This window comes from Ensifer sp. (genome assembly GCF_035999135.1).
In the GTDB taxonomy this organism is placed as follows: domain Bacteria; phylum Pseudomonadota; class Alphaproteobacteria; order Rhizobiales; family Rhizobiaceae; genus Ensifer.
Genome location: NZ_DASYGZ010000066.1, coordinates 1 through 12,717, shown reverse-complemented (window position 1 = coordinate 12,717; position 12,717 = coordinate 1). Strand labels below are relative to the sequence as shown.

Sequence of the window (12,717 nt, the reverse complement as noted above, 5' to 3'; positions counted from 1 at the left end):
TCGATGCTTCGCGGCAGCATCGGCCATCCCGTCTTTCATGTCATTGCCGAGAAGAGCAGGGCTCCTGCGCCGCTCGGCTTCCAGCTGGAGTGGAACCCCCATGACCGCCGCCTTTACCCCGTCGAGCCCCTACCAGCCGCTTTTGCGGCAGATTCACGACCAGCGCATTCTGTCGCTCGCCTTTCCGCATCTTCCGGCCGATCGGGTCGCGCGCAAGCGCTGGGGGAACTCGTGGCTTTCCCGCGGGCGTCCTGAGCATCCGCCTGTCGTCTTCGCCGACAAGGTGAAGAGCGCGATGCGCCTCGTCGCACTCGATGGCTTCGCCGAAAAGGCCGGCTTTCAGATCGGCCAGGGCGTTGCCGAGGCGCGGGCCATGTGTCCCGAGATCGACGTGCTGCCGGCTGATCCCGCTGCCGACCGGGCCCTGCTTGACGGTCTTGCGGATTGGTGCTGCCGCTACACGCCGCTGGTCGCGCTCGATGGCGACAACGGCCTCTTTCTCGACATTACCGGCTGCGCCCATCTTCTGGGCGGAGAAAAGGCGCTGCTCGACGACCTGCTCGCTCGCCTTTTTCACTTGGGCGTCGAGGCGCGGGCGGCGATCTCTTCGTCTGCCGGCCTTTCCTGGGCGATGGCGCGGTTTGGCGTGCAAGGCGTCATTGCCCCGGATGAGGCGGCCCGGGTGCTGGCGCCGCTTTCGCTGGCAGCGCTCAGGCTGCCGCGGGAGATGATCGAAACGCTTGGCCGGGTCGGGCTCAAGCAGATCGGCGACATCCTGGAAGCGCCGCGCGCGCCGCTTGCCCGCCGGTTCGGCGCGAGCCTGCTTCTGCGGCTTGACCAGGCACTCGGCCGGGAGGACGAACCGCTGTCGCCACGGCTGCCCGTCGCTGCCCTTTCGGTGGAGCGTCGTCTCGGCGAACCCGTTCAAGGCGAAGACGATATTTTAGGCCTGGCGGAAGAGCTGGCGGCCCGACTGAAGCCGGAACTGGAAAAGCGTGGCGAGGGCGGGCGGCTGTTCGAGCTGCTGCTGTTTCGCGTCGACGGCGCCGTTTTCCGCATCGCAGCCGGCACCTCTTCGCCGCTCAACGAGCCACGGCGCATCGCCGGTCTTTTCCGCGAGCGGCTGCAGGCGGTGCACGACGATCTCGATGCCGGGTTCGGTTTTGAAATCCTCAGGCTCTCGGTGCCGAGAAGCGAAAAATACGAGGTGATGCAGGAGGATTTTTCCGGCACGCCGGATCGCGAGCGCCCGCTTGCGGCCTTTGCCGACCGGGTGATGGCAAGGTTCGGCGCGGAAAGCCTGCTCGTTCCGGCTCTTTCGGAAAGCCACGTGCCGGAACGGGCGGCATGTTTGCGTCCGCTCACGGATCTGGCGCTCATGGGCAAGGCCGACGCACCGGCGCAAAACATTCCGATGACCCTGCTTGCGGCCGCCGCCCGGCCGCAGCGGCTCTTCCCAAGTCCCGAGCCGGTTGAGGCGGTGGCCGAGGTGCCGGAGGGGCCGCCGCGGAGCTTCCGCTGGCGCCGCACGCTGCACCGCATTGCGCGCGCCGAAGGACCGGAGCGGATCGCCGGCGAATGGTGGCTCGACGGCGAGCCGGCGATGGAGCGGGATTATTTCCGGGTGGAGGATGAGCGCGGCCGGCGGTTCTGGCTGTTTCGCGAGGGCCATTATGGCGCCGGCGCTCCGCCGCGCTGGTTCATGCATGGGGTCTTCGCATGAGCACGCCCTATTTCGAGATCGGCGCCTGGTCGAACTTCTCCTTCCTTGAAGGCGCCTCCCATCCGGGCGAGATGGTGGTTGCTGCAAGCCGCCTCGGTATCGGCGGTATCGGCATTGCCGACCGCAACACGGTCGCCGGCGTCGTGCGCGCCCATGCGCAGGCGAAGGTGGAGAAATACGCCTTCCAGCCCGGCGCGCGGCTCTCCTTTGCCGAAGGCCTGCCCGACGTGCTTGCCTATCCCTCAAGTCGCCGCGGCTGGGGCAATCTCTGCCGGATGCTGAGCGCCGGTAACCTGCGCGCCAAGAAAGGCACCTGCACGCTTTACGAGACGGATCTGATCGAATGGGGCGAGGATCTCGTGCTCGCCGTGTTGCCGGATCCGGTGATCGGCGCATCGGAGGCGACCGTGCTCGGCGATTTCCTCAAGCGCCTGAAGCTGCATTTTGGCGACCATCTCTATCTGGCGCTGGTGCCGCGTTACGACGGCTTCGATCAGTTCGCCTTTGCCGGGCTTGCAACCATCGCCCGCCATGCGTCGGTCAAACTCGTTGCCACCAACAGTCCGCTGTTTCATGCCGCCGACCGCCGGCCGCTCGCCGACGTCGTCACCGCCATCCGCGAGCATGTGACGATCGCCTCGGCCGGTTATCGGCTGCACGCCAATGCCGAACGGCATCTGAAGACGCCTGACGAAATGGCGCGCCTCTTGCGCGACTATCCGGAGGCGATCACCAATACCGGGCAGTTTTTCGGCAGGCTGAAGTTCTCGCTGTCGGATCTCGAATATCAATATCCGGACGAAAGCATTGCGGGCGAGACGCCGACGCAAACTCTCAGGCGGCTGACGATGGAGGGCGCACGCAAGCGTTATCCCGAGGGCATTCAAGAGAAGGTTTCGACGCAGATCGAGTACGAACTCGAACTGATCGCCAGCAAGCGTTACGAGCCCTATTTCCTGACGGTGCGCAATATCATGGAGTTTGCGCGTGGTGCCGAAATCCTTTGCCAGGGCCGCGGCTCGGCGGCCAATTCCACCGTCTGCTATTGCCTGGGCATCACCGAGGTCGATCCGCTTACGACCACCCTGCTTTTCGACCGCTTCCTCTCGACCGAGCGGGACGAGCCGCCGGATATCGACGTCGATTTCGAGCACGAAAAGCGCGAAGAGGTGATCCAGCATATCTACCGCACCTACGGCAAGGAGCATGCCGGGTTGACGGCGGCCGTCATCAGCTACCGGGCGCGCTCGGCCGGCCGGGAGACCGCCAAGGCCTTCGGGTTTTCAGAGGACGTGCAGTCGGCGCTGGCAGGCTCCGTCTGGGGCTGGTCGGTCGCCGATCTCTCCGAGCGCGAGGCACAGGCTGCCGGGCTCGACACCAAGGACCCGACGACGGTGAAGGTGCTCGACTATGCCACCGAGCTGATGAGCTTTCCGCGCCATCTCTCCCAGCATGTCGGCGGCTTCGTCATCACCCGCGATCGGCTCGATGAAGTCGTGCCGATCATGAACACGGCGATGCCCGACCGCTACATGATCGAGTGGGACAAGGACGATCTCGATGAGTTGAAGATCCTGAAGATCGACGTGCTGGCGCTTGGCATGCTCACCTGCATCGCCCGCGCCTTCACGCTTCTCGACCGCCATTATGGCGAGCGCAAAACCCTGCATCAGCTCTTCAAGGATGACCAGAAGGACGTCTACGACATGATCTGCCGCGCCGACACGATCGGCGTCTTCCAGATCGAGAGCCGGGCGCAGATGAGCATGCTGCCGCGGCTGAAGCCGCGTATCTTCTATGATCTCGTCATCGAGGTGGCGATCGTCCGACCCGGGCCGATCCAGGGCAACATGGTGCATCCCTATCTGAAGCGGCGGGAGCAGCGCGCGCGCAATATCCCCATCGAATATCCGAGCAAGGAACTTGAGATGGTTCTGGAGCGCACGCTCGGCGTACCCTTGTTCCAGGAGCAGGCGATGCAGATCGCCATTACTGCCGCCAGCTTCTCGCCGAGTGAGGCTGATCGACTTCGGCGCGCCATGGCGACCTTCAAGCGCACCGGCACGATCCATACGTTCCATGAGAAGATGATCGAGGGCATGGTCAAGAACGGCTATGACAGGGACTTCGCCGAGCGCTGCTTCAAGCAGATCGAAGGTTTTGGCGAATACGGCTTTCCGGAAAGCCATGCCGCGTCCTTCGCGCTGCTTGTCTATGTCTCCTCCTGGCTGAAGACCTATTATCCGGATGTCTTCTGTGCGGCGTTGTTGAACTCGCAGCCGATGGGCTTTTACGCCCCGGCGCAATTGATACGCGACGCCAGAGAGCATGGGGTGCGGGTGCGGCCCGTCGATATCAACCATTCGGCCTGGGATGCGGACCTCGAAGAGGGGAGCCTCGATCGCGGTGGCATTGAGCCGCGCCACCGCGAGATGGACGGGGTGATCAGGACGAAAAAGGCGATGCGCCTCGGCTTCAACTCGGTCAAGGGTCTGAGGCAAGAGGACGTCGAGGGCAAGCTTGTTGCCAACCGGGGTGCCGGCTACCGGACGGTGCGCGAGCTCTGGCTGCGCTCGGGCCTCTCCCGCTCGGCGCTCGAAAGGCTTGCCGATGCTGATGCCTTCCGCTCGATCGGGCTCGACCGGCGCAAGGCGCTCTGGGCGGTGAAGGCGCTCGATGAAAAGAGCGCTGCCGAACGGTTGCCGCTCTTCGATCTGAAGCCGCTGGAGGACCTGCGGCCGGAACCGGCGGTCAGCCTGCCGGAGATGCTGCCGGGCGAACAAGTAATCAACGACTATCGCTATCTCTCCTTCTCGCTGAAGGCGCATCCGGTATCCTTCCTGCGGCCGCAGCTTTCCGAACAGGGGATCGTGCAAAGCCGTGCGCTTGAAACCGCCCCGGTCGGGCGGCGGGTGACGGTTGCCGGGCTGGTGCTCGTGCGCCAACGCCCGGGTTCGGCCAAGGGTGTGATCTTCATGACCATCGAGGACGAGACCGGCGTTGCCAATGCGATCGTCTGGCCGAAGGTGTTTGCGGCCTATCGCCCGGTCGTCATGGGCGCGCGCCTGGTCAAGATCCGCGGCCGGCTGCAGCGCGAAAGTAGCGTCATCCACGTGGTCGCCGAACACATCGAGGACATCACGCCGATGCTCGGTCTCCTGCGCAAGGAGGTGCGCCGGTTCGGGGCGAGCGAGCGTGCCGACGAGGTGTTGCGGCCGACCGTCGACGCGCGCCAAAAGAAGGCGCTTGGGGATAAGGAGGCAGCGATGGCGCGGCGATCTGGCGGCAAGGCGGACCAGGCGACGGCGGAGGTAGCGGATGTCATGCCGAGAGGGCGCAATTTCCACTAGGGCGTCCTGCCTCAAGGCACATCCTGAAGAGAAAGGTGCTCAGGGGCCAAAGTCCGGGAGTGCCTTTGGTGGCTCCATTAGATACCTTGCTCCAGCTGTTCCAGTTCCGCTGGTGAAGCGGCGCCGCCGGACGGAGCTCTGCTTCACCAGCGGCGCTCGAGCATGCTTTCGTGCGTCGTTCCGAATGCTCCGGGACACCGCTGGCGGTTTCAGCAGCATCATCGATGGAAAGGCAGGTACCCGTTCATGCGGGAAGCCAGGCATCCCGGCCCGACCGGACGATAGCGTGACCTTGCGCTTCGCCTGCGTTCCGCCACTCGGGAATGGGTGTGTAAAAGTGTCGCAGGCTGACCGTGGAAAACGAGGCGCGATGCGCGCAGGAATAGACCCACGCATTTCGCTAAAATTCTGAAAACACGAAACTTTCTGTCAAGTTTAGAGCCGTTCTAATCGACCTGCAACCTAGGCTCACGGAGTTTTTTGTTGACACTAAATGTCCTGTTTTGCTTTATGCGCTAATACAGGGCGTTGCGTACGACAGGCGAGACGACATGCTGGTTTGCAGCTGCAATTTCATCACGGAAAAAGAGATCGAGGACGTCATCGTCGGCCTTCTCGACGAGGACTGTTGGCAGCTGATCGTGCCGGCGAAAGTCTATCACGCGATGGAAAAACGCGGCCGTTGCTGCGGCTGTTTCCCCAATGTCGTCGACATCATCATCCGCACGACCGAGCAATATCACGCGCACCGCGACTCGACGGACGCAGATATATTTGATTTCATGACCCGCCTCAGACAATTCCATGAAGACAACCGGAGGGCGGATCTTGAAAGGCGACAAAAAGGTCATCGAGCAGCTTAACGAAGCGCTCTATCTCGAACTCGGTGCCGTCAACCAGTACTGGCTGCATTACCGCCTTCTCGAAGACTGGGGTTACACCCTTCTCGCCAAGAAGGAGCGGGCCGAATCCATCGAGGAAATGCAGCATGCGGACAAGCTCGTCGCCCGCATCATCTTCCTTGAGGGCCATCCGAACCTGCAGACGGTTGCGCCGCTGCGCATCGGCCAGAACGTCAAGGAAGTGCTGAAGGCGGACCTCGCCGGCGAATATGACGCCCGCACCGCCTACAAGAAATCGCGCGACATCTGTCACGCCGCCGGAGACTACGTCTCCATGAAGCTCTTCGAAGAACTGCTCGCGGACGAGGAAGGCCACATCGACTTCCTCGAAACCCAGCTCGAGCTGCTCGACAAGATCGGCGAAGAGAAATACGGCCAGCTCAACGCCGCGCCGGCCAACGAAGCCGAAGCCGACTGAGCCTGGTAGAATATTCGACAAACAAAGAGGCCGGCGATTTAGCCGGCCTCATTGTTTTTGTTGATGGTGTTCTGGTTTACGGCGCCAGATGCGCAAAGGCCGAGACGACCTCTTCATAGACCTTGCGCTTGAACGGCACGATCAGCTCCGGCAGCTCGCGCATCGGCTTCCACGCCCAGGCGTCGAACTCCGGCTCGTGACCGCCCGGCGGCGGATTGATGGCGATCTCGTCCTCCTCGCCCTCGAAGCGGAAGGCGTACCAGCGCTGGGTCTGGCCGCGGAACTTGCCCTTCAGGCCGATGCCGATGAGATGCCCGGGCAAATCGTAATTGATCCAGCCCGGCGCTTCGGCAAGCAGCGAGACCGTGCGCATGCCGGTCTCCTCGTAAAGCTCGCGATGGGCGGCCTTCAGCGGATCCTCGCCCTTGTCGATGCCGCCCTGCGGCATCTGCCATTGCTGCGGCGAGCCGTCATATTCGGAATTGCCGACGGCGATGCGGTGCCCGGCCCACACGAGGCCGGCGCGGTTCAGCACCATGATCCCGACGCAGGGGCGATAGGGAAGATCCTCCGGTCTCAATGTCTTGTCCTTGCTCATCGGCTTTCCTTCCCTCGACACCGAAGATACGGCGTCAGCTAACTCATTTGGTATGACGTGATCCCTGACGGAAAGTCGTTCCGCGTTCTTCCCGCAATATCTCAGTTTCGTTGCGGATCCTTGACGAGCGCCGAGACGCCGACGATCTCGATTCCGCGCCCTTGCGCTTCCGTCACCCAGGAAGCGATCGCGCCGACGCTTTCGTCGAAGGCGGAGGCGACGCCAATGGCGCTGCCGTTGCGTCGTGCGATCCGTTCGAGCTCGTCGAGCTTCTTCAGGATCGTGCTGCGGCTGAGCTCGGTGTCGAGCGTCAGGTCGGCAAAGCCGTGCGGCACGTCCATGGCGTCGGCGAACTTGCCGGAGAGCGACTGCGCCGACGTGCCGTCGTCGAGGAACAGGAGGCCACGCTTGCCAAGGTCCCGCATCACCGGTTCCAGCGCATCTGCATCCGACAGGAAGCGGCCACCGAGATAGTTCATGATGCCGGTGTAGTTGGTGATCTCGGCAAGGTTGCGGTGCAGTTCGGCGAGGTTCTTCTTTTCACTGACGCCAATCCTGAGCGCATTGGGGCCGGGATCGTTCGCCGGGTAATCGAACGGTTCCATCGGCACCTGCAACAGGATTTCGTGGCCGCCGCGGCGCGCCTCCTGCATCCAGCGCTGCAGGCTGTTGCCGGCCGTGGCAAAGCCGAGGGTCACTTCAGGCGGGAGCTCGCGGATGGCCTTCTGGGTGCCCGTCTGGCTGAGCCCGAGGCCGCCGACGACCAGGGCAATGCGCGTGCCGCGCGCGCCGGACCAGGGGCGGGCATATTGATCCATCGGCCTCAGCCCATCGGGGCCGGTGACCGGCAGGCGCCCCGTGGGGCTGTCTTCGAGCAGATCGTCGTTCGGCATCGCCGCCATGCGCGGATCCTGGCCACGGATCGGGCCGACATTGATAAGTGCCGGGCCCTTGCCGTCGCGGCTGCGCGGCGAAAATGTCGTCACCGTCGAACCGTCATCGGTGAGCGTGCGCTCGACATTGGCGCCGGAATAGGCCGTGCCGGGCGTCATGGTCCCGCTATCGCCGGCACCCGACTGGCCGTTGGCGACTTTCTCGGGTTTGCCGCCCGTCTCCTTGATGCTTCCGGCGGTGAGGGCTGTCGATGACGGCGTGCGCTTCAGCCCATCGGGCGCCAGCGACCCCCACAGGGACAGCCCGACGACCGACGCGGCGACAAGACCAAAAAGAGAGAACCCGATCAGACGCCGGGGATAACGCTTCGCCGCTGGCTTTGCCCGCCGGTTCTGGCCGAGCGGGGCATTGAGATCAGTTCCCAAACGGAGCCTCGGTCGAGCTGTGGGATGTTGCCGCGAAAGTGGGGGGCGGCGCCGGGACATGATCGTCCGGGCCTCGCCCGTCTGCGCAACCGTGGCTTGAGAATCAGTCCCGCGGCAGCGCCTCCTAACCCTATAATTTAGCGGAGAAGCGTTGACCAGAGCGCCGTGCGTTCATCCGAACGCACAAAGGACGCTCTAGCACCTTGATTTCAGCGCATCTTTCCGCCCTGAAGCGGTTCCACTTGAAGGCAGGCGGCTCCAGGGCATCGGCCGAAACGCAAAGCGCCGCAGGTTCGGTTGAGCCTGCGGCGCTTCGTATTCTCGTTTGTCAGGCTTACTTCTTCAGTTGCGCCTGTTCGGGGCTCGCCGGGAAGGACGGATCGCTCTTCTTGCCGCGCAAAAGGTCGAGCGCGTAGTTGAGCTGCAGGTCGTCCTTCGTCTCCGGCGGCACGTAGGCCACCGAGCCCGAACCCTCGTCGGTCTCGCTCTGGCCCTGGATGTGGCCGCGCAGGTCGGACTCGCCCTGAGCCTCGACCTTGCCGAGCAGTTCCGGCGGCAGCGGCTGTTCGACCTTGATATCCGGCGTGATGCCGGTGCCCTGGATCGATTTGCCCGATGGCGTGTAGTAGAGCGCCGTCGTCAGGCGCAGCGCGCCGGCTTCGCCGAGCGGGATGATGGTCTGGACCGAGCCCTTGCCGAAGGAGCGCGTGCCGAGCACGGTCGCCCGTTTCAGATCCTGCAGGGCGCCGGCGACGATTTCCGAAGCCGAGGCCGAGCCGCCGTTGACGAGCACGATCACCGGCTTGCCATCGGTCAGGTCGCCCGGCGTGGCGTTGAAGCGGCGGGTTTCGTCCGGGTTGCGGCCACGGGTCGAAACGACCTCGCCACGCTCCAGGAAGGCGTCGGAAACGTTGATCGCCTGGTCGAGCAAGCCACCCGGATTGAGGCGCAGGTCGAGCACGTAGCCCTTGAGCTTGTCGGCCGGCACTTCCGATTTGATCTTCTCGATGCCCTTCTTCAGGTCGTCGTAGGTCTTCTCGGTAAAGGAGATGACACGCAGGTAGCCGACGTCACCTTCGGTGCGGAACTTGACGGCGCGAACGGCAATAACGTCGCGAACGATCGTCAGCTCGATCGGCTTGTCCGCGCCCTTGCGCAGGATCGTCAGCTTGATCGGGGTGCCGACGGCGCCGCGCATCTTCTCGACCGCATCCTCAAGCTTGAGGCCGCGAACATCCGCGCCATCGATCTTGGAAATGAAGTCCCCGGCAAGCACACCGGCGCGGGCAGCAGGCGTGTCGTCGATCGGGCTCGTCACCTTGACGAGGTCGTCTTCCATCGTCACTTCGATGCCAAGGCCGCCGAACTCGCCACGGGTCTGGGTGCGCATGTCCTCGGCGTCGGCCGAGTTCATGTAGCTCGAATGCGGGTCGAGCGACGAAAGCATGCCGTTGATGGCGTTCTCGATCAGCTTGTCGTCCTGTGGCGGCGTCACATATTGCGCGCGCACCCGCTCGAAGACGTCGCCGAAGATCGCCAGTTCGCGGTAGGTCGAGGTGTTGGCGGCGACGGCCGGAACGACAGCCGAATAAACCACGCCCATTGCGGTCGCGCCCATCAGCGCCCCGACCAGAACAAGTGAAGCCCTACGTATCATTTCGCGCCTTTCCAACCTCTGCTGCGGTCCACCATGGTCGGGAATCAACCGGTTTTCCGTCTTTTCGGAATTCAATGTAAAGCGTCGGCCGGTCCGTTTCCAGCGCCAAGGCCGCAGCGCTCGCCACTCTTTTTGCGCCCATCGTCGCCAGCGGCTCACCCGCCACAACGAACTGACCAGTCTGCACGCTCACCTTCTCCATGCCCGAGAGCACGACGTGATAGCCGTCCCCCGGGTTGAGGATGATCATCTGCCCATAACTGCGGAAATTGCCTGCATAGACGATCCAGCCATCTGACGGCGCAGTCACCAGCGCGCCGGGATTGGTTTCCAACATGATCCCTTGCAGCGAATGCCCTGTGCCGTCCGCGTCGCCGAATTTACGCAACAGCGACCCTGCAGCCGGATAGGCAAGCTTGTTCCTCAGCTCCGAAAACACATATGCGGGGGCAATGCGGTTTTTGTCGGGCACCGCGCTGCGGGCGAGCTCCCGCGCCGCCTCGCGCTCGGCCTCGCTCATGCGCAGCCGCTCCGCCTCCTGGGCGCGCGCCACCTCGGCGGCCTCGCGCACGGAAGTGATCTGATCTTCGAGCGAGCCGATCAGGCCCTGGAGATTGGTCGCCTGGGAGGCCAGTTCCTGTGCCTTTCGCTGCTCGGCGGCCAGTTCGCTGGCGCTCGTCTGGCGCAGTTTTTCCTTCTCCGCGACCAGCATCGACATGCGGCGCTCTTCTTCGAGATTGGCCGTCATCGCCGCCGTCAGGTCCTCGCGCTGCCGGTCGATGCCGGCGCGAATGTCGGCGAGCGCCTTGAGGTCGGCGACCAGGTTTTCCGTCTCCTTGCGCAGGCCCGGCACGACGGCGCCAAGCAGGATGGCGCTGCGCACGGAGCCGAGCGCATCCTCGGGCGTCACGAGGATCGCCGGCGGCGGGTTGCGTCCCATCCGCTGCAGGGCGGCAAGCACCTCGGCGAGCACGCCGCGGCGCGATTTCAACGACCGACGGACCGTATCTTCCTTGCTCCGGAGGTCGCCGAGCTTCTTTTCGCCATCGACGATCTGCTGTTCGAGGCCCTGGCGCTTCCCGGCGGACTCGACGATCGCCGCGCGCAGCGCCTCGTTGCTCTTGTCGATCTCGGCAATGGTTTCGCCGAGCGCGTTGGCGCGTTCCTGCGAAAGCGTGATGGTCTTTGAAAGAGCGTCGAGCTCGCTGCGGGTGCTGTTGCGGCGAAGGGTGAGGTCGGCGGCGGGATCAGGCGGCCCCTGTTCCTGGCCGGCGGTTGCGGCGTCGGTCGTTGCTGCATCCTGGGCGCTGGCCGGTAGACCCAACGAGAGCGCGAGCGCAAGAACCGCCGCCTTCCGGCCGAGCCGTCCTGCGTCGTTTCTTTTCCTGCTGAAAACGCTGGCCGTATCCTGGCGCGTCATCGTTCGCGTGCGTCCATCCGAAAATATGAAGGAAAAGCCTAATCTGATTTGGAGCGCCCGACCAAGCATATTCTCGTTATCGACTTGTGTTGCAGCGCCCTGCAATGCCGATAAAGGAGCCCTCTTCGAGCGCATGCGCGTCATGCGCTTTCACCGGATGCGTTAAACGCGGTGATAGGGATGGCCGGACAGAATGGTGACGGCACGGTAGAGCTGCTCGGCAATCAGGATGCGCACGAGCTGGTGCGGCCAGGTCATCTTGCCGAGGTTGAGCACGGCATCGGCGCGCTGATGCAGGGCGGGATCCAGGCCGTCGGCGCCGCCGATGGCGATCATCAGGTCGCGCTTGCCGCCGTCGCGGAAGGTGCCAAGAAGTGACGCAAAGCCTTCCGAATCCAGCGCCTTGCCGCGTTCGTCGAGGAGGACGAGCAGACTGCCCTCGGCGAGCGCCTTTTCAAGCTGGGCTGCTTCCTCGCGCTTGCGCGTTTCGGCATTGGAGGCGCGACTCTCGTTGACTTCGACGACGCGGGAGAGTTCGAGGCCGATCGCCGGACCGGCCTTGGAAAAACGGTCGAGATAACGGGCCGCGAGATCCTTTTCCGGACCCGCCTTCAGGCGGCCGACTGCGAAAAGTCCGATACGCATGACCCTATCCGTCCCCGCTCGCGCTGGACCGGCCTGAGCTCGATCAGTCGCAACAAACTTCCGGCTGAAAACGCCGCAAAAGACAGCGCCAGCCCTTCTCATTCATGCATGACCGCAACTCGGCTCGTCCGGCACTATCTGCGCGGCGACCCGGTCGGTCTTAATGCAGGGTGCCGTCCTCGATTTCAGGAGCCGCCCACATCTTTTCGATGTTGTAGAACTCCCGGATCTCGGGCCGGAAAATGTGGATGATCACATCACCGGTGTCGATCAGCACCCAGTCACCTGCTTCCAGTCCTTCGACGCGGGCGTTGCCGAAACCCTCGTCTTTCAGATCGGTCGTCAGGTGGTCGGCGATCGCCGCCACATGCCTGCTCGATCGCCCTGAGACAACGACCATGAAGTCTCCCAGCGCCGACTTTCCGGCAATGTTGATGGTGACGATATCTTCTGCCTTCGAGTCCTCTAGGCTTTCGAGGACCAGTTGAAGAGCACGGACAGCGGCTTCGTCGCTCGATCCCATGCTGCGCGGGAATGCGGAGACCGCATATCCCTTGGCGTGTGCTGTTGTCAGGGTCTTTCCTTTCCATAGAACAGAACAGGCACTTTCGATTCGAACAAAGATCGAACCGTCCATGAATGTAGGCATCAAACGGTAGCGGTTTCAAGACAGCAGAAGTGAATC

The 12,717-nt window shown here is 63.5% G+C and carries 10 protein-coding genes; 4 read left to right on the top strand and 6 right to left on the bottom strand.

From position 1 onward, the window contains the following. Nucleotides 1–100 precede the first annotated feature (100 nt). From VGO12_RS07575 to bfr, 4 genes are all read left to right on the top strand, one after another. Nucleotides 101–1,723, top strand: a complete 1,623-nt coding sequence (locus tag VGO12_RS07575) for a DNA polymerase Y family protein (RefSeq protein ID WP_327512113.1) — start codon at nt 101–103, stop codon at nt 1,721–1,723. Further along, the gene (locus tag VGO12_RS07570; protein WP_327512112.1) at nt 1,720–5,073 is read left to right on the top strand and encodes an error-prone DNA polymerase; all 3,354 of its coding nucleotides are present in this window, start codon (nt 1,720–1,722) and stop codon (nt 5,071–5,073) included. The genes VGO12_RS07575 and VGO12_RS07570 overlap by 4 nt, the downstream gene beginning before the upstream one ends. Nucleotides 5,074–5,624: 551 nt before the next feature. Beyond that, a complete protein-coding gene (locus VGO12_RS07565; protein ID WP_327512111.1) occupies nt 5,625–5,936 on the top strand; it encodes a (2Fe-2S)-binding protein in 312 nt (103 codons plus the stop codon). Then, a complete protein-coding gene (gene bfr, locus VGO12_RS07560) occupies nt 5,902–6,393 on the top strand; it encodes a bacterioferritin (protein WP_034802698.1) in 492 nt (163 codons plus the stop codon). Before VGO12_RS07565 ends, bfr begins: the two co-directional genes overlap by 35 nt. Nucleotides 6,394–6,469: 76 nt before the next feature. On the opposite strand, the gene VGO12_RS07555 is transcribed toward bfr, so the two are convergent. The 6 genes from VGO12_RS07555 to rsfS form a co-directional block, all read right to left on the bottom strand. Next, nucleotides 6,470–6,991: an RNA pyrophosphohydrolase gene (locus VGO12_RS07555; protein WP_327512110.1), complete on the bottom strand. Its 522-nt coding sequence runs from the start codon at nt 6,989–6,991 to the stop codon at nt 6,470–6,472. Nucleotides 6,992–7,092: 101 nt separating this feature from the next. Next, nucleotides 7,093–8,310 carry a divergent polysaccharide deacetylase family protein gene (locus VGO12_RS07550; protein WP_327512109.1) on the bottom strand — a complete coding sequence of 406 codons (1,218 nt, stop codon included), beginning with the start codon at nt 8,308–8,310 and terminating at the stop codon, nt 7,093–7,095. A gap of 334 nt (nt 8,311–8,644) precedes the next feature. Continuing rightward, complete coding sequence (locus VGO12_RS07545; protein ID WP_327512108.1) at nt 8,645–9,967, bottom strand: S41 family peptidase; 1,323 nt, start codon at nt 9,965–9,967, stop codon at nt 8,645–8,647. Then, nucleotides 9,957–11,387 carry a murein hydrolase activator EnvC gene (locus VGO12_RS07540; protein ID WP_327512107.1) on the bottom strand — a complete coding sequence of 477 codons (1,431 nt, stop codon included), beginning with the start codon at nt 11,385–11,387 and terminating at the stop codon, nt 9,957–9,959. The genes VGO12_RS07545 and VGO12_RS07540 overlap by 11 nt, the downstream gene beginning before the upstream one ends. Before the next feature lie 162 nt (nt 11,388–11,549). Further along, nucleotides 11,550–12,032, bottom strand: coding sequence for a 23S rRNA (pseudouridine(1915)-N(3))-methyltransferase RlmH (gene rlmH, locus VGO12_RS07535; RefSeq protein ID WP_327512106.1), 483 nt, complete (start codon nt 12,030–12,032; stop codon nt 11,550–11,552). A 160-nt stretch (nt 12,033–12,192) separates the two neighbouring features. Continuing rightward, nucleotides 12,193–12,669, bottom strand: a complete 477-nt coding sequence (gene rsfS, locus VGO12_RS07530) for a ribosome silencing factor (protein WP_414650690.1) — start codon at nt 12,667–12,669, stop codon at nt 12,193–12,195. Between the last annotated feature and the right edge of the window lie 48 nt (nt 12,670–12,717).

Excerpts from the sequence above, each read along its gene's own strand:
- VGO12_RS07545 (WP_327512108.1), bottom strand. The coding sequence starts at position 9,967 with ATGATACGTAGGGCTTCACTTGTTCTGGTCGGGGCGCTGATGGGCGCG.
- rlmH (WP_327512106.1), bottom strand. The coding sequence starts at position 12,032 with ATGCGTATCGGACTTTTCGCAGTCGGCCGCCTGAAGGCGGGTCCGGAA.
- VGO12_RS07570 (WP_327512112.1), top strand. The coding sequence starts at position 1,720 with ATGAGCACGCCCTATTTCGAGATCGGCGCCTGGTCGAACTTCTCCTTC.
- VGO12_RS07555 (WP_327512110.1), bottom strand. The coding sequence starts at position 6,991 with ATGAGCAAGGACAAGACATTGAGACCGGAGGATCTTCCCTATCGCCCC.
- VGO12_RS07540 (WP_327512107.1), bottom strand. The coding sequence starts at position 11,387 with ATGACGCGCCAGGATACGGCCAGCGTTTTCAGCAGGAAAAGAAACGAC.
- rsfS (WP_414650690.1), bottom strand. The coding sequence starts at position 12,669 with ATGGACGGTTCGATCTTTGTTCGAATCGAAAGTGCCTGTTCTGTTCTA.
- VGO12_RS07565 (WP_327512111.1), top strand. The coding sequence starts at position 5,625 with ATGCTGGTTTGCAGCTGCAATTTCATCACGGAAAAAGAGATCGAGGAC.
- VGO12_RS07575 (WP_327512113.1), top strand. The coding sequence starts at position 101 with ATGACCGCCGCCTTTACCCCGTCGAGCCCCTACCAGCCGCTTTTGCGG.